This is a genomic window from Escherichia sp. MOD1-EC5950 (assembly GCF_002965345.1).
GTDB lineage: Bacteria > Pseudomonadota > Gammaproteobacteria > Enterobacterales > Enterobacteriaceae > Escherichia > Escherichia marmotae.
In genome coordinates this window covers 25,270-47,461 of record NZ_PTSR01000023.1, presented here as the reverse complement: position 1 = coordinate 47,461, position 22,192 = coordinate 25,270, and the positions used below count along the sequence as shown (strand labels likewise).

The following is a 22,192-nucleotide window of genomic DNA, read 5'->3' as shown; positions in this document are numbered from 1 at the left end:
TAAATCTATTACGCGGCATGACGCTGCATTGATGTATTTACACTTAGAGGAAGCGCTTGTGGAAAAAGCCAAACACGTTACCTGGCGGCTGTTGGCTGCCGGTGTCTGTCTGCTGACGGTCAGCAGCGTGGCGCGAGCCGACTCACTGGATGAGCAGCGTAGCCGCTACGCGCAAATCAAGCAGGCCTGGGATAATCGACAAATGGATGTGGTTGAGCAGATGATGCCATCCCTGAAGGATTATCCTCTTTATCCCTACCTGGAATACCGCCAGATTACCGATGACCTGATGAATCAACCGGCGGTCACGGTCACTAACTTTGTTCGCGCTAACCCCACGCTTCCTCCGGCTCGCACGCTGCAATCTCGTTTCGTCAATGAACTGGCGCGACGTGAAGACTGGCGCGGCCTGTTAGCTTTTAGTCCGGAAAAGCCAGGCACAACCGAAGCGCAATGTAATTACTACTATGCAAAATGGAATACCGGGCAGAGCGAAGAAGCCTGGCAAGGGGCGAAAGAGCTGTGGCTGACAGGAAAGAGCCAGCCTAACGCTTGTGACAAGTTATTTAGCGTCTGGCGCGCGTCCGGCAAACAAGATCCGCGGGCGTATTTAGAGCGTATCCGCCTGGCGATGAAGGCGGGTAATACCGGCCTGGTGACGGTGCTGGCAGGGCAGATGCCCGCCGATTACCAGACTATTTCTACGGCAATTATTTCACTGGCAAACAATCCCAATACGGTGCTGACTTTTGCACGAACGACCGGCGCGACTGATTTTACCCGTCAGATGGCCGCGGTGGCGTTTGCCAGTGTGGCGCGGCAGGATGTAGAAAACGCACGACTGATGATCCCTTCACTTGCCCAGGCACAACAGCTTAATGAAGATCAGATTCAGGAGCTACGTGATATCGTTGCCTGGCGTTTGATGGGCAACGATGTCACCGACGAACAGGCGAAGTGGCGTGATGATGCAATTATGCGTTCGCAATCCACGTCGTTGATTGAACGCCGTATAAGGATGGCGCTTGGCACCGGCGACCGTTCGGGGCTGAATACATGGCTGGCGCGCTTGCCGATGGAAGCGAAAGAGAAAGATGAATGGCGCTACTGGCAGGCGGATTTGCTGCTGGAACGTGGGCGTGAAGCTGAAGCAAAAGAGATTTTGCATCAACTCATGCAACAGCGTGGCTTCTACCCAATGGTTGCTGCGCAGCGCATAGGCGAAGAGTATCAACTGAAGATTGATAAAGTGCCGCAGAACGTCGATAGCGCCCTGACTCAGGGGGCGGAAATGGCGCGCGTGCGCGAGTTGATGTACTGGAACCTCGATAATACCGCCCGTAGCGAGTGGGCCAATCTGGTGAAGAGCAAGTCGAAAGCAGAGCAAGCGCAACTGGCGCGTTATGCTTTTAACAACCACTGGTGGGATCTCAGCGTTCAGGCGACGATTGCCGGGAAACTTTGGGATCATCTGGAAGAACGATTCCCACTGGCCTATAACGATCTCTTCGCACGTTACACTAACGACAAAGATATCCCGCAAAGCTATGCAATGGCGATTGCCCGTCAGGAGAGCGCCTGGAATCCGAAAGTGAAATCACCGGTAGGGGCCAGCGGGCTGATGCAGATTATGCCTGGTACGGCGACTCATACGGTGAAGATGTTCTCTATTCCTGGTTACAGCAGCCCGGCACAATTGCTTGATCCGGAAACGAACATCAACATTGGCACCAGCTATCTGCAATATGTTTATCAACAGTTCGGCAATAACCGTATTTTCTCATCCGCAGCATACAACGCCGGGCCGGGGCGGGTGCGCACCTGGCTTGGTAACAGCGCCGGGCGTATCGATGCGGTGGCATTTGTCGAGAGTATCCCATTCTCCGAGACGCGTGGTTATGTGAAGAACGTATTGGCTTATGACGCGTACTATCGCTATTTCATGGGCGATAAACCGACGTTGATGAGCGCCACGGAATGGGGGCGTCGTTACTGAACTGATCTGCACGTTTATGATATGCTATCGTACTCTTTAGCGAGTACAACCGGGGGAGGCATCAGGCTTCCCCCGCTAACAATGGCGACACACTATGGCCCAACAATCACCCTATTCAGCAGCGATGGCAGAACAGCGTCACCAGGAGTGGTTACGTTTTGTCGACCTGCTTAAGAATGCCTACGAAAACGATCTCCATTTACCGTTGTTAAACCTGATGCTGACGCCGGATGAGCGCGAAGCGTTAGGAACTCGTGTGCGTATTGTCGAAGAGTTATTGCGCGGTGAAATGAGTCAGCGCGAGTTAAAAAATGAACTCGGTGCGGGCATCGCGACGATTACGCGTGGATCTAACAGCCTGAAAGCGGCACCCGTCGAGCTACGTCAGTGGCTGGAAGGCGTGTTGCTGAAAAGCGATTGATTTTGTAGGCCTGATAAGACGCATCAGCGTCGCATCAGGCATCGTGCACCGAATGCCGGATGCGGCGTGAACGCCTTATCCGTCCTGCAATGGCTGATACACGGCATTATGAAACGGACTTAGCGCCAGGATCACCGCCTGGTGATAGACACTGGCGCGGGTGAGTTTCCCGGCGGTAAACACGCCGATCGCCCCTTCTTTACGACCAATCTCATCAATGCCGGTATAGCGCGACATTACTGGCCCAAGCGCCTCGCCCTCACGCACTTTTTCCAGAATCACCTCAGGCAACGGCAAGGTTGCCGAACGTGCTTCACCACGCTGGCTGGCGTTTTCAATTACCACCCAACTGAAGGTGCTGTCACCATCTATACCCGCTTCAATGGCCACCCAAAAATCAGCCTCTGGACGTAAACGGCGGGCATTTGCTACCCGATTTCGTGCGCCAGCGCGCGTTTCCTCACTACCAAAAGGCTGTTCCGGTACGCCGCTCTCGACGACAACGGATTCAATATGGCAGGATCCTTCGTCGAAGATCTCGTGAAATGCCTGCAGAATGGCCTGAATCTTAGCGGGGTTAGTGGTCGCACAGACAACATGGTGCATAATCAGGATTACTCAAAAAATTAACGTTAAAGCAGTATACGGAAAAAAAGCATGTTACAGGTATACCTTGTCCGCCACGGCGAAACGCAGTGGAACGCCGAGCGGCGTATTCAGGGCCAGTCTGACAGCCCGCTAACCGCAAAAGGTGAGCAACAGGCAATGCAGGTGGCGAACCGTGCCAAAGAACTTGGCATCACCCACATTATCAGTAGCGATTTAGGTCGCACCCGGCGTACAGCGGAAATCATCGCCCAGGCTTGCGGTTGTGACATCATCCTTGATCCCCGCCTGCGTGAGTTAAATATGGGGGTGCTGGAAAAAAGACATATTGATTCTCTGACCGAAGAAGAAGAGAACTGGCGTCGCCAGTTAGTGAATGGCACCGTTGACGGGCGTATTCCTGAAGGCGAGTCAATGCAGGAACTGAGCGATCGCGTCAATGCCGCACTGGAATCTTGTCGGGATTTACCGCAGGGAAGTCGACCGCTGCTGGTGAGTCACGGTATTGCGCTGGGGTGTCTGGTGAGTACCATTCTGGGCTTACCGGCGTGGGCAGAACGCCGTTTACGCCTGCGTAACTGTTCTATTTCGCGCGTGGATTATCAGGAAAGCCTGTGGCTGGCGTCTGGCTGGGTTGTTGAAACTGCAGGGGACATCTCGCATCTGGACGCCCCTGCATTAGATGAGTTACAGCGTTAACGACGCACTGGAATCAGCAGTTCGCAGCGCAGATTAATTGGGCGATCTCCCGCTTTGGCATCTTCTGCCGGGTAGTATCGCTCAATATCCTGACCTTTACGGCGTGTCAGGTTGAGCATTGGCATGCATGTTCCGTATACCGTCAGGATAAACTCCTGCACGCCTGTTCCCAGACCTTCGTAGGTAAACATCACATATTCGCCGCCTTGCAACATCACTGGATGCCCGGTTAATACATAGCCGTCAGCCTGATCCTGGGCTAACGCAGTGGTGTAGAACACCTCTTGTTCGTCGTCTTTATCCTGGCTTGGGCGCGTTTCATTCAGACCGTAAAGTACTGGCGGAATAGAAGGCGAGTTGCCGAGAAAATCATGCCAGAACTGGTAGCGCATTTCGTGGCGGAAATCAGAGATTTGCTCCAGCGAGCAGGAGTAGCTCTGGGTAACACCAATCAGCGGCGTATCTTCCAGGGTGACAAATTTGTGTTCTGGCATAGTGAATTCACCCAGACGTAGCGGTGGGCGAATGCCAAAAGCACTCCATTCCGGGGAACGACGGTACAGCGCAGGTGTTTGAGCAAATTGCTTTTTAAATGCGCGGGTAAATGTCTGTTGAGAGTCGAAGCGGTACTGCAGCGCAATATCCAGAATCGGGCGCGCGGTCAGGCGTAGTGCTACCGCTGATTTCGACAAACGACGAGCACGAATATACGCGCCAATAGCATGGCCAGTGACATCTTTAAACATTCTCTGTAAGTGCCACTTGGAATAACCTGCTTTCGCCGCTACATTGTCGAGCGACAGGGGCTGATCCAGATGACCTTCCAGCCAGATTAAAAGGTCGCGAATAATGCCGGCCTGATCCATAAAATTTCCTCATCCTTTCAACAACGAGCACCTGACATCAGGTAATTGGATAATAGCATTTTTTGTTGTTTTAGCATTCAGTGTTTTTTTCTTAGTAGAGTATGTTTCAGGTCTTTACGGGAATAAAAGTATTGAGATTTTGTTCTTAATCAATATGTTATTTACCGTGACGAACTAATTGCTTAATGTAACTTATAAAAATGGTAACAATATGAAATACAAGCATTTGATCCTATCTTTAAGCCTGATAATGCTGGGGCCGTTGGCACATGCGGAAGAAATTGGTTCGGTTGATACCGTATTTAAAATGATCGGCCCGGATCACAAAATTGTCGTAGAAGCCTTCGACGATCCCGATGTAAAAAATGTCACCTGCTATGTGAGCCGGGCGAAAACGGGCGGTATTAAAGGCGGATTGGGGCTGGCGGAAGATACTTCCGACGCGGCTATTTCCTGCCAGCAAGTCGGACCGATTGAACTGTCAGAACGCATTAAAAACGGCAAAGCCCAGGGCGAAGTGGTATTCAAGAAACGTACATCGCTGGTCTTTAAGTCGTTACAGGTCGTGCGCTTCTATGATGCCAAACGCAATGCGCTCGCCTATCTGGCTTACTCCGACAAAGTTGTCGATGGTTCACCGAAAAATGCCATCAGCGCCGTCCCTGTCATGCCGTGGCGACAATAACAGAGGCGATTTATGCAACGGGAAACGGTCTGGTTAGTAGAAGACGAGCAAGGGATAGCCGACACGCTGGTCTACATGTTGCAGCAGGAAGGTTTTGCCGTCGACGTTTTTGAGCGGGGCTTGCCGGTGCTCGATAAAGCGCGCCAGCGGGTTCCCGACGTTATTATTCTCGATGTTGGTCTGCCTGATATCAGCGGCTTTGAATTATGCCGCCAGTTGCTGGCGATCCATCCGGCGTTGCCTGTGCTGTTCCTGACGGCCCGTAGTGAAGAGGTCGATCGTCTGCTTGGGCTAGAAATTGGTGCTGACGACTACGTGGCTAAACCGTTTTCACCTCGCGAAGTGTGCGCCAGAGTGCGCACCTTGCTGCGTCGGGTGAAGAAATTTTCTACGCCGCCTCCCGTCATCCGTATTGGTCATTTTGAACTGAATGAACCTGCGGCGCAGATAAGCTGGTTTGACACGCCATTAACGCTGACGCGATACGAGTTTTTATTGCTGAAAACGTTACTCAAGTCGCCAGGCCGTGTCTGGTCACGCCAGCAATTGATGGATAGTGTCTGGGAAGACGCGCAGGACACTTACGATCGCACCGTCGATACCCACATTAAAACGCTGCGTGCCAAGCTGCGCTGCATCAATCCCGAGCTTTCACCGATTAATACCCACCGCGGCATGGGATACAGCCTGAGGAGTCTGTAATGCGCATCGGCATGCGACTGTTGCTGGGCTATTTTTTACTGGTAGCAGTGGCTGCCTGGTTCGTGCTGGCTATTTTTGTCAAAGAAGTTAAACCGGGCGTGCGAAGGGCGACGGAAGGGACGTTGATCGACACCGCAACGTTGCTGGCGGAGCTGGCGCGCCCTGATTTGCTCTCTGGCGATCCTGCGCATGGGCAATTGGCACAGGCGTTTGACCAACTACAAAATCGCCCGTTTCGCGCCAATATCGGCGGCATTCACAAAGTGCGCAACGAATACCATGTTTATATGACTGATGCACAGGGCAAAGTTTTGTTCGACTCGGCAAATAAAGCCGTTGGGCAGGATTACTCACGCTGGAATGATGTCTGGCTAACGTTGCGCGGTCAGTATGGCGCGCGCAGTACGTTGCAAAATCCCGCCGATCCCGAAAGTTCTGTGATGTATGTTGCTGCCCCCATTATGGACGGCTCGCGGCTTATTGGTGTTTTGAGCGTAGGCAAACCGAACGCGGCGATGGCGCCGGTGATTAAACGCAGCGAGCGGCGAATATTATGGGCGAGCGGCATTTTGCTGGGAATTGCACTGGTGATTGGTGCCGGAATGGTTTGGTGGATCAACCGCTCCATTGCCCGACTCACCCGTTATGCTGATTCCGTCACCGATAATAAACCCGTTCCGCTCCCTGATCTTGGCAGCAGCGAGTTGCGTAAGTTAGCGCAGGCGTTGGAAAGTATGCGCGTGAAGCTGGAAGGGAAAAACTATATTGAGCAGTATGTCTACGCGTTAACCCATGAGCTGAAAAGTCCGTTGGCAGCAATTCGTGGCGCGGCGGAAATCTTACGCGAAGGACCGCCACCGGAAGTGGTAGCCCGTTTTACCGACAATATTTTGACACAAAACGCGAGAATGCAGGCGCTGGTTGAAACGCTACTACGCCAGGCAAGACTGGAAAATCGTCAGGAGGTCGTTCTTTCTGCGGTTGATGTGGCGGCATTATTTCTCCGCGTCAGCGAAGCGCGCACCGTACAGTTGGCAGAAAAAAATATCACTCTGAATGTTATGCCCATCGAGGTTAACGTTGTTGCTGAACCGGCGTTGCTGGAACAGGCGCTGGGGAATTTACTGGATAACGCCATCGATTTTACCCCCGAGCATGGCTGTATAACGCTTAGTGCTGAGGTGGATCAGGAGCAAGTTACGCTTAACGTGCAGGATACCGGTAGCGGCATTCCTGACTACGCGCTGTCGCGTATTTTTGAACGCTTTTACTCTTTGCCGCGCGAGAATGGACAAAAAAGCAGTGGGTTGGGACTGGCGTTTGTCAGCGAAGTTGCCCGTTTGCTTAATGGTGAAGTCACACTGCGCAACGTGCCGCAAGGCGGCGTGCTGGCCTCGCTCCGACTTCACCTGCACTTCACATAACTTCAAATTCTTCCCACATAGTCTTCATACACTGCAGCCATCGCAAAGGAGAAGACTATGTTGAAATCCCCCCTGTTCTGGAAAATGGCCACTTTGTTTGGTGCCGTGTTGCTGCTGTTAATTCCATTAATGTTGATTCGGCAGGTGATTGTCGAACGTGCCGATTACCGTAGTGATGTTGAGGATGCGATTCGTCAAAGCACCAGTGGGTCGCAAAAGTTGGTCGGGCCGCTCATCGCTATCCCTGTAACTGAGCTTTATACGGTGCAAGAAGAAGAAAAAACCGTGGAGCGGAAACGAAGTTTTATCCATTTCTGGTTACCTGAGTCGTTGATGGTTGATGGCAATCAGAACGTGGAAGAACGGAAGATAGGCATTTATACCGGTCAGGTCTGGCACAGTGATTTAACGCTAAAAGCCGATTTTGACGTTTCGCGTCTTAGCGAACTCAACGCGCCCAATATCACCTTAGGCAAGCCGTTTATTGTGATTAGTGTAGGTGATGCGCGTGGTATTGGGGTGGTGAAAGCACCTGAACTTAACGGAACGACGCTGACCATTGAACCCGGAACAGGGTTAGAGCAAGGCGGGCAGGGCGTGCATATTCCTTTAACCGAAGGGAACTGGCTGAAGCAGAACCTGAAGCTGAATATGGCGCTGAATTTAAGCGGGACAGGGAGCCTTTCCGTGGTGCCGACGGGGCGTAATAGCGAATTGACCTTAACCAGTAACTGGCCGCACCCCAGTTTTTTAGGTGATTTTTTGCCCGCAAAACGGGAGGTCAGCGAGACCGGTTTTCAGGCGCAATGGCAAAGTAGTTGGTTTGCCAATAACCTCGGTGAGCGTTTTGCTTCAGGCAATAATACCCGTTGGGACAATTTCCCGGCGTTTAGCGTCGCAGTCACTACGCCAGCCGATCAGTATCAATTAACGGACCGGGCGACCAAATATGCCATTTTGCTCATTGCGCTGACTTTTATGGCCTTCTTTGTTTTTGAAATGCTAACCGCACAACGTTTACACCCAATGCAATATTTGCTGGTGGGGCTGTCATTGGTGATGTTTTATTTACTCTTGCTGGCGTTTTCTGAACATACCGGTTTTACCGTGGCCTGGATAATCGCCAGCCTGATAGGGGCGTTAATGAACGGTGTTTACTTGCAGGCGGTATTAAAAGGTTGGCGCAACAGCATGTTGTTTACCCTGGCTTTGTTGTTGCTGGATGGCGTGATGTGGGGACTGCTGAATTCTGCCGATAGCGCGCTGTTGTTGGGGACGAGTGTGCTGGTGGTGGCGCTGGCAGGTATGATGTTTGTGACTCGCAATATCGACTGGTATGCGTTTTCAATGCCGAAAATGAAAATCAGTAAAGAAGTCACAACGGACGATGAGTTACGTATCTGGAAATAATATTGGCTAATAAAAACGGCGCTAAAAAGCGCCGTTTTTTTGACGGTGGTAAAGCCGATTAATCTTCCAGATCACCGCAGAAGCGATAACCTTCACCGTGAATGGTGGCGATGATTTCCGGCGTATCCGGCGTAGATTCGAAATGTTTACGAATACGACGGATCGTCACGTCTACAGTACGGTCGTGTGGTTTCAGCTCACGGCCGGTCATTTTCTTCAGCAGTTCAGCACGGGACTGAATTTTGCCAGGGTTTTCACAGAAGTGAAGCATGGCGCGGAACTCGCTGCGCGGCAGTTTGTACTGCTCGCCATCAGGGCCGATCAACGAACGGCTGTTGATGTCCAGTTCCCAACCATTGAACTTGTAGCTTTCAACGCTACGGCGTTCTTCGCTGACAGTACCCAGATTCATGGTACGAGACAGCAGGTTGCGTGCACGGATAGTCAGTTCACGCGGGTTAAACGGTTTGGTGATGTAGTCATCTGCACCGATTTCGAGGCCGAGAATTTTATCGACTTCGTTGTCACGGCCAGTCAGGAACATCAACGCAACATTCGCCTGCTCGCGCAGTTCACGCGCTAACAGAAGACCGTTCTTACCCGGCAGATTGATATCCATGATCACCAGGTTGATGTCATATTCAGAGAGGATCTGATGCATTTCCGCGCCATCTGTCGCTTCGAAAACATCATAGCCTTCCGCTTCGAAAATACTTTTCAACGTGTTGCGTGTTACCAACTCGTCTTCAACGATAAGAATGTGCGGGGTCTGCATGTTTGCTACCTAAATTGCCAACTAAATCGAAACAGGAAGTACAAAAGTCCCTGACCTGCCTGATACATGCTGCAAATTAACATGATCGGCGTAACATGACTAAAGTACGTAATTGCGTTCTTGATGCACTTTCCATCAACGTCAACAACATCATTAGCTTGGTCGTGGGTACTTTCCCTCAGGACCCGACAGTGTCAAAAACGGCTGTCATCCTAACCATTTTAACAGCGACATAACAGGCTAAGACGTGCCGGACACCCAATAAAACTACGCTTCGTTGACATATATCAAGTTCAATTGTAGCACGTTAACAGTTTGATGAAATCATCGTATCCAAATGCTAGCTTTCGTCACATTATTTTAATAATCCAACTAGTTGCATCATACAACTAATAAACGTGGTGAATCCAATTGTCGAGATTTATTTTTTATAAAATTATCCTAAGTAAACAGAAAGATATGTAGCGTTTTTTAACAATTAAACGGTTAGTACAGTCAGGAAATAGTTTAGCTTTTTTTAAGCTAAGTAAAGGGCTTTTTCTGCGACTTGCGTTAATATTTTGTAAATTCTCTCCGCGCAGTAAGTTGACATTCATCACCCTGTTCGCGGTTATTTGGTCAAGAAGAGTAGCAACATGCGTATAACGATTATTCTGGTCGCACCCGCCAGAGCAGAAAATATAGGTGCAGCGGCGCGGGCAATGAAAACAATGGGATTTAGCGAACTGCGCATTGTCGATAGCCAGGCCCATCTGGAGCCCGCCACCCGCTGGGTTGCACATGGCTCCGGTGATATTATTGATAATATTAAAGTTTTTCCAACACTGGCTGAATCTTTACACGATGTCGACTTTACTGTCGCCACCACTGCGCGTAGCCGGGCGAAATATCATTACTATGCGACGCCGGTGGAACTGGTGCCGTTGTTGGAGGAAAAATCGACGTGGATGAATCATGTGGCGTTGGTATTTGGCCGGGAAGATTCCGGTCTGACAAACGAAGAACTGGCGCTGGCTGATATTCTTACTGGCGTGCCGATGGTGGCAGATTACCCTTCGCTTAATCTGGGGCAGGCGGTGATGGTTTATTGCTATCAATTAGCAACATTAATACAACAACCGACGAAAAGTGACGCAACTGCAGACCAACATCAACTGCGTGCTTTACGCGAACGAGTCATGTCATTGTTAACGACGTTAGCGGTGGCAGATGACACAAAACTGATCGACTGGTTACAACAACGCCTGGGACTTTTAGAGCAACGAGACACCGCAATGTTGCACCGTTTGCTGCATGATATTGAAAAAAATATCACCAAATAAAAAACTGTAGGGAATGTTATCTTTAGGTTTTAATTCTGACTGCAACGGGAAATATGTCTCAGTGTGGATTAAAAAAAGAGCACTTGCCAGCAGCTTATGGACGGGTAGCCTTCCGTGAGTAAATTAAAATTTTATTGACTTAGGTCACTAAATACTTTAACCAATATAGGCATAGCGCACAGACAGATAAAAATTACAGAGTACACAACATCCATGAAACGCATCAGCACCACCATTACCACCACCATCACCATTACCACAGGTAACGGTGCGGGCTGACGCGTACAGGAAACACAGAAAAAAGCCCGCACCTGACAGTGCGGGCTTTTTTTTCGACCAAAGGTAACGAGGTAACAACCATGCGAGTGTTGAAGTTCGGCGGTACATCAGTGGCAAATGCAGAACGTTTTCTGCGGGTTGCCGATATTCTGGAGAGCAATGCCAGGCAGGGGCAGGTGGCTACCGTCCTCTCTGCCCCCGCCAAAATTACCAACCATCTGGTGGCGATGATTGAAAAAACCATTAGCGGCCAGGATGCTTTACCCAATATCAGCGATGCCGAACGTATTTTTGCCGAACTTCTGACTGGACTCGCCGCCGCCCAGCCGGGATTCCCGCTGGCGCAACTGAAAACGTTTGTCGATCAAGAATTTGCCCAAATTAAGCATGTCCTGCACGGTATTAGCCTGCTGGGACAATGTCCGGACAGCATCAACGCTGCGCTGATCTGTCGTGGCGAAAAAATGTCGATCGCTATTATGGCCGGTGTACTGGAAGCGCGCGGTCACAACGTTACCGTTATCGATCCGGTCGAAAAACTGCTGGCAGTCGGTCATTACCTCGAATCTACCGTCGATATTGCCGAATCTACCCGCCGTATTGCTGCAAGCCGCATTCCGGCTGACCACATGGTGCTGATGGCTGGTTTCACCGCCGGTAATGAAAAAGGCGAACTGGTGGTGCTGGGGCGCAATGGTTCCGACTACTCCGCTGCGGTACTGGCTGCTTGTTTACGCGCCGATTGCTGCGAGATCTGGACGGACGTTGACGGTGTTTATACCTGCGACCCGCGTCAGGTGCCCGATGCGAGGTTGTTGAAGTCGATGTCCTATCAGGAAGCGATGGAGCTTTCTTACTTCGGCGCTAAAGTTCTTCATCCTCGCACCATTACCCCTATCGCCCAGTTCCAGATCCCTTGCCTGATTAAAAACACCGGAAACCCACAAGCGCCCGGTACGCTTATTGGCGCCAGCCGTGACGAAGACGAACTACCGGTAAAAGGGATTTCCAATCTGAATAATATGGCGATGTTCAGCGTTTCCGGTCCAGGAATGAAGGGGATGGTTGGCATGGCGGCGCGTGTGTTTGCTGCAATGTCACGTGCCAGAATTTCGGTGGTGCTGATTACCCAATCGTCTTCCGAATACAGTATCAGTTTCTGCGTTCCACAAAGCGACTGTGCACGCGCTGAACGGGCGATGCAGGAAGAGTTCTACCTTGAACTAAAAGAAGGTTTACTGGAGCCGCTGGCGGTCACTGAACGACTGGCAATAATTTCGGTGGTGGGTGATGGTATGCGCACTTTGCGCGGGATCTCAGCGAAATTCTTTGCCGCGCTGGCTCGCGCCAATATCAATATTGTCGCCATTGCCCAAGGGTCTTCTGAACGCTCAATCTCCGTGGTGGTAAATAACGATGACGCGACGACGGGGGTGCGTGTAACCCACCAGATGCTGTTCAATACCGATCAGGTTATCGAAGTCTTTGTGATTGGCGTCGGTGGCGTTGGCGGTGCGCTGCTGGAGCAACTGAAGCGTCAGCAAAGCTGGCTGAAGAACAAACATATCGACTTACGTGTCTGCGGCGTTGCCAACTCGAAGGCGTTGCTGACCAATGTGCATGGCCTTAACCTGGAAAACTGGCAGGAAGAACTGGCGCAAGCCAAAGAGCCGTTTAATCTCGGGCGTTTAATTCGCCTGGTGAAAGAATATCATCTGTTGAACCCGGTGATTGTCGACTGCACCTCCAGCCAGGCGGTGGCGGATCAATATGCCGACTTCCTGCGTGAAGGTTTCCACGTGGTGACGCCGAATAAAAAGGCCAACACCTCGTCGATGGATTACTACCATCAGTTGCGTTACGCGGCGGAAAAATCACGGCGTAAATTCCTCTACGACACCAATGTCGGTGCGGGATTGCCGGTTATTGAGAACTTGCAAAACTTGCTCAGCGCTGGCGATGAATTGATGAAATTCTCCGGCATTCTTTCTGGCTCGCTCTCGTTTATCTTCGGCAAGTTAGATGAAGGTATGAGCTTCTCTGAAGCGACCACGCTGGCGCGGGAAATGGGTTATACCGAACCGGATCCGCGAGATGACCTGTCCGGTATGGATGTGGCGCGTAAGCTGTTGATTCTCGCCCGTGAAACCGGGCGTGAACTGGAACTGGCGGATATTGAAATCGAACCTGTGCTGCCAGCCGGGTTTAACGCTGAGGGTGATGTTGCGGCTTTTATGGCGAACCTGTCACAGCTTGACGATCTCTTTGCCGCACGCGTGGCGAAGGCTCGTGATGAAGGCAAAGTTTTGCGCTATGTTGGCAACATTGATGAAGATGGTGTCTGCCGCGTGAAGATTGCTGAAGTGGATGGTAACGATCCGCTGTTCAAAGTGAAAAACGGCGAAAACGCATTAGCCTTCTATAGCCACTATTATCAGCCGCTGCCGCTGGTTTTGCGCGGTTACGGCGCGGGCAATGATGTTACGGCTGCCGGTGTCTTTGCCGATCTGCTACGCACCCTCTCATGGAAGTTAGGAGTCTGAAATGGTTAAAGTTTATGCTCCGGCTTCCAGTGCCAATATGAGCGTCGGGTTTGATGTGCTCGGCGCGGCGGTAACGCCTGTTGATGGCGAATTGCTTGGGGATGTGGTGACGGTTGAGGCGGCAGAGGCATTCAGTCTCAACAACCTCGGACAGTTTGCCGACAAACTACCGTCAGAACCGCGAGAAAATATCGTTTATCAGTGCTGGGAGCGTTTTTGCCAGGAACTGGGCAAGCAAATTCCAGTGGCGATGACCCTGGAAAAGAATATGCCGATCGGTTCTGGCTTAGGTTCCAGCGCCTGTTCAGTGGTCGCGGCACTGGTCGCGATGAATGAGCACTGTGGCAAGCCGCTCAACGATACCCGCCTGTTGGCCTTGATGGGCGAGCTGGAAGGGCGTATTTCTGGCAGCATTCATTACGACAATGTGGCTCCGTGCTTTCTTGGCGGTATGCAGTTGATGATCGAAGAAAACGGCATCATCAGCCAGCAGGTGCCGGGGTTTGATGAGTGGTTGTGGGTGCTGGCGTATCCGGGGATTAAAGTCTCGACGGCAGAAGCTCGGGCTATTTTACCGGCGCAGTACCGCCGTCAGGATTGCATTGCTCACGGGCGGCATCTGGCGGGCTTCATTCACGCCTGCTATTCCCGTCAGCCTGAGCTTGCCGCGAAGCTGATGAAAGATGTTATCGCTGAACCCTACCGTGAACGTTTACTGCCGGGCTTCAGGCAGGCACGGCAGGCGGTAGCGGAAATCGGCGCAGTAGCGAGCGGTATCTCCGGCTCTGGCCCGACCTTGTTCGCTCTGTGTGACAAGCCGGATACCGCCCAACGCGTTGCTGACTGGTTGGGTAAGAACTACCTGCAAAATCAGGAAGGTTTTGTTCATATTTGCCGGCTGGATACGGCGGGCGCACGAGTACTGGAAAACTAAATGAAACTCTACAATCTGAAAGATCACAACGAACAGGTCAGCTTTGCGCAAGCCGTAACGCAGGGGTTGGGTAAAAATCAGGGGCTATTTTTTCCGCACGATCTACCGGAATTTAGTCTGACCGAAATTGATGAGATGCTGAAGCTGGATTTCGTTACCCGCAGCGCGAAGATCCTCTCAGCGTTTATTGGCGATGAGATCCCGCAGGACGCACTGGAAGAGCGCGTGTGTGCAGCGTTTGCATTCCCGGCTCCGGTTGCCAAAGTTACAAGCGATGTCGGTTGCCTGGAACTGTTCCACGGGCCAACGCTGGCATTTAAAGATTTTGGCGGTCGCTTTATGGCGCAAATGCTGACTCATATTGCGGGCGATAAACCGGTGACTATTCTGACCGCGACCTCCGGCGATACCGGGGCGGCAGTGGCTCACGCGTTCTATGGTTTACCAAATGTAAAAGTGGTTATCCTCTATCCGCGCGGCAAAATCAGTCCACTGCAAGAAAAACTGTTCTGTACATTAGGCGGCAACATTGAAACTGTCGCTATCGACGGCGATTTCGATGCCTGTCAGGCACTGGTGAAGCAGGCGTTTGATGATGAAGAGCTGAAAGTGGCGCTTGGGCTGAACTCAGCTAACTCCATTAATATCAGCCGGTTGCTGGCGCAGATTTGCTACTACTTTGAGGCTGTGGCGCAGTTGCCGCAGGAGGCGCGGAACCAGTTGGTTGTCTCGGTGCCAAGCGGTAACTTCGGTGATTTGACTGCAGGCCTGCTGGCAAAATCTCTCGGTCTGCCGGTGAAGCGTTTTATCGCTGCCACTAACGTTAACGATACAGTGCCGCGTTTCCTGCACGACGGGCAGTGGTCGCCAAAAGCCACCCAGGCGACATTATCCAATGCGATGGATGTTAGCCAGCCGAATAACTGGCCGCGTGTGGAAGAGTTGTTCCGCCGCAAAATTTGGCAATTGAAGGAGTTGGGCTATGCGGCGGTGGATGATGAATCGACCCGGCAGACGATGCGCGAATTAAAAGATCTGGGATATACCTCAGAACCGCATGCTGCCGTGGCTTACCGTGCGCTGCGTGACCAGCTTCACCCAGGCGAATATGGTCTGTTCCTCGGCACCGCGCATCCGGCGAAATTTAAAGAGAGCGTGGAGGTAATTCTTGGTGAAACGCTGGAGCTGCCAAAAGAGCTGGCAGAACGTGCTGATTTACCGCTGCTTTCTCATAATCTGCCCGCTGATTTTGCCGCGCTGCGCAAGCTGATGATGAATCATAAGTAGTATCCATTAATTTCCTGAAAATGGCCGGGCTTGCGTTTATGCAGTTCGGCTTTTTTGTGGAGAAAATATGAGAAAAATCGACAGAAAAAAAGGAGAAATTTTCAATAAATGCGGTAACTTAGCTCTTTTAATTGTAGAGAATGACAACGGGGATTCTTTTACCGTAAGCTCCGGATATCGGCCCATAACTGGCAATGATAAAAGGAGTCACCTGTGAAAAAGATGCAATCTATCCTGCTCGCACTTTCCCTGATTCTGGTCGCTCCTATGGCAGCGCAGGCAGAGGAAATAATGCTAGTACCATCAGTGAAATTACAGATTGGCGATCGCGATCATCGCGGTTACTACTGGGATGGCGGTTACTGGCGTGACCATAACTGGTGGTATAGAAATTACGAATGGCGAGATAATCGCTGGCACCCACACGGATCGCAGCCGCACCATAATTGGTATAATGATCATCGAAATGATCACCGCGGAGATCATCGAAACGATCACGGCGGCGAGCATCGTCCAGGTCCGGACAGACACCATCGGTAAACATAACTGCCGGATGACCTCCGGCATTTGAGCCTGATGGCAAACGCAAAATTGCCTGATGCGCTACACTTATCAGGCCTACGTGATCTCTACAATATATTGAATCTGCATGCTTTTGTAGGCCGGATAAGGCGTTTACGCCGTATCCGGCATTTACCGCAAACTTAACGCAGCTCGTAGCGTTTAAACACCAGTTCGCTATTGCTGGAGGTGGCTTCATCAAAGAAGTAACCTTCACGATTAAAGCCAGTCAGTTGTTCTGGTTTGGTCAGGCGATTCTCAATAATAAAACGACTCATCAGGCCGCGCGCTTTCTTAGCGTAGAAACTAATAACCTTAAACTTGCCGTTCTTCTCATCGAGGAACACCGGCTTGATAATCTCAGCATTCAGTTTCTTCGGTTTCACTGATTTAAAATACTCATCTGACGCCAGGTTAATTACTACCTGATCGCCTTGCGCTTCGAGCGCCTCGTTCAGCTTGTTGGTGATCACATCACCCCAGAATTGGTACAGATCTTTGCCCCGGGCGTTCTCAAGACGGATCCCCATTTCCAGACGGTATGGCTGCATTAAATCGAGTGGACGCAGTACGCCATACAAACCGGAAAGCATACGCAGATGCTGCTGGGCAAAAGCGAAATCTTCTTCGCTGAAGGTTTCGGCCTGCAAACCGGTATAGACATCGCCTTTGAACGCCAGAATCGCCTGCCGGGCATTCTCCGGCGTGAAATCTGGCTGCCAGTCATGAAAGCGAGCGGCGTTGATACCCGCCAGTTTGTCGCTGATATGCATCAGCGTGCTAATCTGCGGGGGTGTCAGCTTCCGCGCTTCGTGAATAAGCTGCTGTGAGTGATCTAACAGCTCCGGCAACGTATAGCGCGTGGTAGCCAACGGGCTTTGATAATCAAGCGTTTTCGCAGGTGAAATCAGAATCAGCATATCCAGTCCTTGCAGGAAATTTACAGCGACTGTAGCAAAAAATGCGGATGAATTGATCGATAGTTGTGATTAGTCCTGCGAAACATCATCCCACGTATCAGGTGCGAGTTGCTGGCCGATGTCCGGGTAGCGCAGCGGATCAAACATCGGGCGTATGCCGAGTTTACGCTGGCGCAGATAATCACTGGCAATGGTATGCACTACCGGAGAGAGCAGCAAAATAGCGGTCAGATTAGTGATCGCCATACACGCCATAATAATATCAGCCAGTTGCCACATCATGGGGAGGCTAAGTAGCGTGCCACCAATCACGGTGGCAAAGATGCAGATACGCAGACACCAGATCGCTTTAGTGTTGTTCATACGTAAAAAGAAAAGGTTATTTTCCGCATAAATGTAATTGGCGACGATAGAGCTGAAGGCAAACAGAATCACCACTATTGTGACAAACTCTGCCCCCCAGGAACCCATTAGTGCTCGCATCGCTTTCTGGAGAAGCTGAATACCCTCCAGCGGCATATAGGTTGTACCGTTTCCGGCCAGCAATATTAGCATGGCGCTTGCCGTGCAGATGACCAGGGTGTCGATAAAAATGCCGATCATCTGAACAATACCTTGTGCTGCCGGATGCGGCGGCCAGGATGCTGCCGCCGCCGCTGCATTTGGTGTCGACCCCATTCCCGCCTCATTAGAAAACATACTGCGCTGAAAGCCGTTCGTAACTGCCTGGCTCAGGGTGTAACCCGCGGTGCCGCCTGCCGCTTCCTGCCAGCCAAAGGCGCTGTCAAAAATAGACCAAATGATGTGAGGAAGTTGCTCGATATTCATCGCACAAATAATCAGACTGGCGAGTACCCAAATTAATGCCATTACAGGGACAAACCATTGCATCAGTCGGGCGACACCATAAATACCGTGGGTTATCGCCAACAGGGCAAAGACAGCGAGTATGATGCCGGTTACTAATGGTGGGACATCAAACGCAAAATGCATCGCGCGGGCGACGGCGTTTGCCTGAACACCGCTGAAAATCAATCCGTAGGCGATGAGCAAAAAGATAGCGAATAGCACGCCCATCCAGCGCATCCCCAATCCACGCGCCATATACCATGCCGGACCACCGCGAAACTGCCCATTAGCGTCACGTTCTTTATAAAGTTGGGCAAGGGAACATTCGGCAAAAGAGGTCGCCATGCCGATAAACGCGGCAATCCACATCCAGAAGATGGCACCGGGTCCACCGGCAGTAATGGCCAGCGCAACACCGGCGAGGTTACCGCTGCCGACGCGCGCGGCAAGACTGGTACACAGTGACTGAAAAGACGTTAAGCCCCCCGGTTGTGGATGAACGCTATTTTTGAGACTTTTGCCAAACTGGCGAATGTAGCGAAACTGAACGAATCTGGTGCGAAAAGTGAACCAGCAACCTGCGCCGAAGAGCAGGTAGATCATCACTGATCCCCATAGAACACTGTTAATAAAAGAGAAAAAGTCAGGCATTCGTATCCCTCTTGTCGCCGGCACGCGGTTACATTCCTGTGTAAACGTTACCAATTGATTAAGAATTATATACGATGTGCATTGGTAGATAACGCTTGTGTAGCATACTTGAGTTTTTGCTTAAAAATGGCGAGCGATATCAACGCAGTGTCAGAAAACCTAAACAGTCTCGCCTGGCGATAACCCTCTCGTCTGCGGTTGCGCTGTCGTTGCGTCGTGATATCATCAGGGCAGACCGGTTACATCCCCCTAACAAGCTGTTTAAAGAGAAATACTATCATGACGGACAAATTGACCTCCCTTCGTCAGTACACCACTGTAGTGGCCGACACTGGGGACATCGCGGCAATGAAGCTGTATCAACCGCAGGATGCCACAACCAACCCTTCTCTCATTCTTAACGCAGCGCAGATTCCGGAATACCGCAAGTTGATTGATGATGCTGTCGCATGGGCGAAACAGCAGAGCAACGATCGCGCACAGCAAATCGTGGACGCGACTGACAAACTGGCAGTAAACATTGGTCTGGAAATCCTGAAACTGGTTCCTGGCCGTATCTCAACTGAAGTTGATGCGCGTCTTTCCTATGACACCGAAGCGTCAATTGCAAAAGCAAAACGTCTGATCAAGCTCTACAACGATGCGGGTATCAGCAACGATCGTATTCTGATCAAACTGGCGTCTACCTGGCAGGGTATCCGTGCTGCTGAACAGCTAGAAAAAGAAGGTATCAACTGTAACCTGACTCTGCTGTTTTCCTTCGCCCAGGCGCGTGCTTGTGCAGAAGCTGGCGTATTCCTGATCTCTCCGTTTGTTGGCCGTATTCTTGACTGGTACAAAGCCAATACCGACAAGAAAGAGTACGCTCCGGCAGAAGATCCTGGCGTGGTTTCTGTATCGGAAATCTACCAGTACTACAAAGAGCATGGTTATGAAACCGTGGTTATGGGCGCAAGCTTCCGCAACATCGGTGAAATTCTGGAACTGGCAGGTTGCGACCGTCTGACCATTGCTCCGGCGCTGCTGAAAGAACTGGCAGAGAGCGAAGGGGCTATTGAACGTAAACTGTCCTACACTGGCGAAGTGAAAGCGCGTCCGGCACGTATCACTGAGTCCGAGTTCCTGTGGCAGCACAACCAGGATCCAATGGCTGTAGATAAACTGGCGGAAGGTATCCGTAAGTTTGCTGTTGACCAGGAAAAACTGGAAAAAATGATCGGCGCTCTGCTGTAATCATTCTTAGCGTGGCCGGGAAGTCGGTCACGCTACCTCTTCTGAAGCCTGTCTGTCACTCCCTTCGCAGTGTATCATTCTGTTTAACGAGACTGTTTAAACGGAAAAATCTTGATGAATACTTTACGTATCGGCTTAGTTTCCATTTCTGATCGCGCGTCCAGCGGCGTTTATCAGGATAAAGGCATTCCTGCACTGGAAGAGTGGCTGGCATCGGCGCTGACGACGCCATTTGAGCTGGAAACCCGTTTAATCCCTGATGAGCAGGCGATCATTGAGCAAACCTTGTGTGAGCTGGTGGACGAAATGAGTTGCCATCTGGTGCTGACAACCGGCGGTACTGGCCCCGCGCGCCGTGACGTGACACCCGATGCAACGTTGGCAGTAGCCGATCGCGAGATGCCGGGTTTTGGCGAACAGATGCGCCAGATTAGCCTGCATTTTGTTCCAACCGCGATCCTTTCGCGGCAGGTGGGCGTGATTCGTAAACAGGCATTGATTCTTAATTTGCCTGGTCAGCCGAAGTCCATCAAAGAGACGCTGGAAGGCGTGAAGGATGGCGAGGGCAATGTCGTGGTGCACGGTATTTTTGCCAGTGTGCCGTACTGCATTCAGTTGCTGGAAGGACCATACGTTGAAACGGCACCTGAAGTGGTAGCGGCATTCAGACCGAAGAGTGCAAGACGTGAAGTTAGCGAATAAAAAAATCCCCCCAGGCGGGGGGATCAGACTGATGACAAACGCAAAACTGCCTGATGCGCTACGCTTATCAGGCCTACGATCTTCCTGCAATATATTGAATTTGCATGATTATGTAGGCCGGATAAGGCGTTCACGCCGCATCCGGCATGAATAAAGCGCACGCTGATATCCCCCGTGCGGGGGATATCAAGCAATTAGTGGGATTCACCAATTGGCAGAACGGTGCGACCAAACTGCTCGTTCAGCACTTCACCCATTGCCAGGTAGATCGCGCTGGCACCGCAGATCAGACCTATCCAGCCTGCGAAGTGGATGATCGCAGCGTTACCGGCAATGTTACCGATAGCCAGTAGGGCAAACAGCACGGTCAGGCTGAAGAAAACGAATTGCAGAACGCGTGCACCTTTCAGCGTGCCGAAGAACATAAACAGCGTAAACACGCCCCACAGCCCCAGATAAACACCGAGGAACTGCGCATTCGGCGCGTCGGTCAGACCCAGTTTCGGCATCAGCAGAATCGCAACCAGCGTCAGCCAAAAAGAGCCGTAAGAAGTGAAGGCAGTTAAGCCGAAAGTGTTGCCTTTTTTATACTCCAGCAGACCGGCAAAAATTTGCGCGATACCGCCGTAGAAGATGCCCATGGCGAGAATAATACCGTCCAGAGCGAAATAACCCACGTTGTGCAGGTTAAGCAGAATGGTGGTCATGCCGAAGCCCATCAGGCCCAGCGGTGCCGGGTTAGCCAACTTAGTGTTGCCCATAATTCCTCAAAAATCATCATCGAATGAATGGTGAAATAATTTCCCTGAATAACTGTAGTGTTTTCGGGGCGCGGCATAATAATCAGCCAGTGGGGCAGTGTCTATGATCTTTTGATGGGAAAATGAAAATTTTCCCCGGTATCAGGTATCACACTTGAGTGGTGTTAACTATTCGCCGCAGGAAGGCGATTTGTAGTAGTGCCGGGATCGTGACGCGAAGGACGCTACCGCTGACGGCTTTAACCCCATTTAATGCTGCGCCACAGGCCTCCCTGACTCGCTTTAAAAGTCGCTTAACTGTAAATCGCCATGATCGGCGGTGAGTTGTATGTGTTTTACAACGCGGCAAACGGGGCATTGCAGTGCGGGATCGTTAGTTTCATTACGCGTCATGGCAATGACGTCGAGGATTTTATGGTCGTTAGCCTGCGCGGCACAGCACAACATAAGGCCAATAGCCAGGCTGACAGAAATCGTAAAAACAGATTTCATAAGGATTCTCCTTGTGGGGAGCACCAGGAGGACAAATAGCGACTGGTTTGTTGGCAGAGAAAACATGACGCATG

The 22,192-nt window shown here is 51.2% G+C and carries 22 protein-coding genes, 2 pseudogenes and 1 other annotated feature; of the genes and pseudogenes, 16 read left to right on the top strand and 8 right to left on the bottom strand.

Features of this window, described 5'->3' with window-relative positions; translation table 11 throughout:
• Positions 1-58 precede the first annotated feature (58 nt).
• Together sltY and trpR are read left to right on the top strand one after the other, a co-directional pair.
• Positions 59-1,996, top strand: coding sequence for a murein transglycosylase (gene sltY, locus BEA93_RS19000; RefSeq protein WP_000409422.1), 1,938 nt, complete (start codon positions 59-61; stop codon positions 1,994-1,996).
• Between the two features lie 94 nt (positions 1,997-2,090).
• Positions 2,091-2,417, top strand: coding sequence for a trp operon repressor (gene trpR, locus BEA93_RS18995; protein WP_000068671.1), 327 nt, complete (start codon positions 2,091-2,093; stop codon positions 2,415-2,417).
• 75 nt (positions 2,418-2,492) lie between these two features.
• Here trpR and yjjX read toward each other — a convergent pair whose 3' ends face one another.
• Complete coding sequence (gene yjjX, locus BEA93_RS18990; protein WP_000546619.1) at positions 2,493-3,023, bottom strand: inosine/xanthosine triphosphatase; 531 nt, start codon at positions 3,021-3,023, stop codon at positions 2,493-2,495.
• 51 nt (positions 3,024-3,074) lie between these two features.
• On the opposite strand from yjjX, the gene gpmB reads away from it, so the two are divergent.
• Positions 3,075-3,722: a 2,3-diphosphoglycerate-dependent phosphoglycerate mutase GpmB gene (gpmB, locus tag BEA93_RS18985; RefSeq protein WP_016249587.1), complete on the top strand. Its 648-nt coding sequence runs from the start codon at positions 3,075-3,077 to the stop codon at positions 3,720-3,722.
• Here the strand turns inward: gpmB and robA are convergent.
• A complete protein-coding gene (gene robA / locus BEA93_RS18980) occupies positions 3,719-4,588 on the bottom strand; it encodes an MDR efflux pump AcrAB transcriptional activator RobA (RefSeq protein WP_000371670.1) in 870 nt (289 codons plus the stop codon). The genes gpmB and robA overlap by 4 nt on opposite strands.
• 211 nt (positions 4,589-4,799) lie before the next feature.
• Here robA and creA point away from each other — a divergent pair, with 211 nt between their 5' ends.
• Genes creA through creD form a run of 4 tightly spaced genes read left to right on the top strand, consistent with a single transcriptional unit; the run spans position 4,800 to position 8,809 of the window.
• Positions 4,800-5,273: a protein CreA gene (gene creA / locus BEA93_RS18975; RefSeq protein ID WP_000875488.1), complete on the top strand. Its 474-nt coding sequence runs from the start codon at positions 4,800-4,802 to the stop codon at positions 5,271-5,273.
• 12 nt (positions 5,274-5,285) lie between these two features.
• Positions 5,286-5,975 (top strand): two-component system response regulator CreB, encoded by a 690-nt coding sequence (gene creB, locus BEA93_RS18970; RefSeq protein WP_001188652.1) that lies wholly within the window; start codon positions 5,286-5,288, stop codon positions 5,973-5,975.
• Positions 5,975-7,399: a two-component system sensor histidine kinase CreC gene (creC, locus tag BEA93_RS18965; RefSeq protein WP_016249588.1), complete on the top strand. Its 1,425-nt coding sequence runs from the start codon at positions 5,975-5,977 to the stop codon at positions 7,397-7,399. The genes creB and creC overlap by 1 nt, the downstream gene beginning before the upstream one ends.
• 57 nt (positions 7,400-7,456) lie before the next feature.
• Positions 7,457-8,809, top strand: coding sequence for a cell envelope integrity protein CreD (creD, locus tag BEA93_RS18960; RefSeq protein ID WP_016249589.1), 1,353 nt, complete (start codon positions 7,457-7,459; stop codon positions 8,807-8,809).
• A gap of 58 nt (positions 8,810-8,867) precedes the next feature.
• On the opposite strand, the gene arcA is transcribed toward creD, so the two are convergent.
• The gene (arcA, locus tag BEA93_RS18955; protein ID WP_001194358.1) at positions 8,868-9,584 is read right to left on the bottom strand and encodes a two-component system response regulator ArcA; all 717 of its coding nucleotides are present in this window, start codon (positions 9,582-9,584) and stop codon (positions 8,868-8,870) included.
• Positions 9,585-9,679: 95 nt separating this feature from the next.
• Between arcA and yjjY the strand changes: the two genes are divergently transcribed.
• The 7 genes from yjjY (at position 9,680) to BEA93_RS18920 (ending at position 16,489) form a co-directional block, all read left to right on the top strand.
• Positions 9,680-9,820, top strand: coding sequence for a protein YjjY (yjjY, locus tag BEA93_RS18950; RefSeq protein ID WP_001303782.1), 141 nt, complete (start codon positions 9,680-9,682; stop codon positions 9,818-9,820).
• 399 nt (positions 9,821-10,219) lie between these two features.
• Entirely contained in the window at positions 10,220-10,906 is a 687-nt protein-coding gene (locus BEA93_RS18945) for a tRNA/rRNA methyltransferase (protein WP_001223170.1), read from the top strand.
• Between the two features lie 213 nt (positions 10,907-11,119).
• Positions 11,120-11,185 carry a thr operon leader peptide gene (thrL, locus tag BEA93_RS18940; RefSeq protein ID WP_001386572.1) on the top strand — a complete coding sequence of 22 codons (66 nt, stop codon included), beginning with the start codon at positions 11,120-11,122 and terminating at the stop codon, positions 11,183-11,185.
• Positions 11,121-11,240: a sequence feature (Thr leader region), on the top strand. (Overlaps the previous gene by 65 nt.)
• Before the next feature lie 25 nt (positions 11,241-11,265).
• A complete protein-coding gene (thrA, locus tag BEA93_RS18935; protein WP_010378218.1) occupies positions 11,266-13,728 on the top strand; it encodes a bifunctional aspartate kinase/homoserine dehydrogenase I in 2,463 nt (820 codons plus the stop codon).
• Position 13,729: 1 nt separating this feature from the next.
• Complete coding sequence (thrB, locus tag BEA93_RS18930; protein WP_016249590.1) at positions 13,730-14,662, top strand: homoserine kinase; 933 nt, start codon at positions 13,730-13,732, stop codon at positions 14,660-14,662.
• Positions 14,663-15,949 (top strand): threonine synthase, encoded by a 1,287-nt coding sequence (gene thrC, locus BEA93_RS18925; RefSeq protein ID WP_016262848.1) that lies wholly within the window; start codon positions 14,663-14,665, stop codon positions 15,947-15,949.
• A 213-nt stretch (positions 15,950-16,162) separates the two neighbouring features.
• The gene (locus tag BEA93_RS18920; RefSeq protein ID WP_105224911.1) at positions 16,163-16,489 is read left to right on the top strand and encodes a DUF2502 domain-containing protein; all 327 of its coding nucleotides are present in this window, start codon (positions 16,163-16,165) and stop codon (positions 16,487-16,489) included.
• 164 nt (positions 16,490-16,653) lie between these two features.
• Here BEA93_RS18920 and yaaA read toward each other — a convergent pair whose 3' ends face one another.
• The gene (yaaA, locus tag BEA93_RS18915) at positions 16,654-17,430 is read right to left on the bottom strand and encodes a peroxide stress protein YaaA (protein WP_000906159.1); all 777 of its coding nucleotides are present in this window, start codon (positions 17,428-17,430) and stop codon (positions 16,654-16,656) included.
• Positions 17,431-17,499: 69 nt separating this feature from the next.
• The gene (locus BEA93_RS18910; protein ID WP_016249591.1) at positions 17,500-18,930 is read right to left on the bottom strand and encodes an alanine/glycine:cation symporter family protein; all 1,431 of its coding nucleotides are present in this window, start codon (positions 18,928-18,930) and stop codon (positions 17,500-17,502) included.
• 279 nt (positions 18,931-19,209) lie between these two features.
• Here BEA93_RS18910 and tal point away from each other — a divergent pair, with 279 nt between their 5' ends.
• Both tal and mog read left to right on the top strand, forming a co-directional pair.
• Entirely contained in the window at positions 19,210-20,163 is a 954-nt protein-coding gene (gene tal / locus BEA93_RS18905; RefSeq protein ID WP_000130186.1) for a transaldolase, read from the top strand.
• Positions 20,164-20,277: 114 nt separating this feature from the next.
• Positions 20,278-20,865, top strand: coding sequence for a molybdopterin adenylyltransferase (gene mog, locus BEA93_RS18900; protein WP_001517716.1), 588 nt, complete (start codon positions 20,278-20,280; stop codon positions 20,863-20,865).
• Positions 20,866-21,059: 194 nt separating this feature from the next.
• On the opposite strand, the gene satP is transcribed toward mog, so the two are convergent.
• The 3 genes and pseudogenes from satP to BEA93_RS18890 form a co-directional block, all read right to left on the bottom strand.
• Positions 21,060-21,626, bottom strand: coding sequence for an acetate uptake transporter (satP, locus tag BEA93_RS18895; protein ID WP_000528538.1), 567 nt, complete (start codon positions 21,624-21,626; stop codon positions 21,060-21,062).
• 148 nt (positions 21,627-21,774) lie between these two features.
• Positions 21,775-21,888, bottom strand: a pseudogene (locus BEA93_RS25800) (hypothetical protein); the annotation flags it as partial.
• A gap of 29 nt (positions 21,889-21,917) precedes the next feature.
• A pseudogene (locus BEA93_RS18890) lies at positions 21,918-22,118 on the bottom strand (DUF2541 family protein); the annotation flags it as partial.
• Between the last annotated feature and the right edge of the window lie 74 nt (positions 22,119-22,192).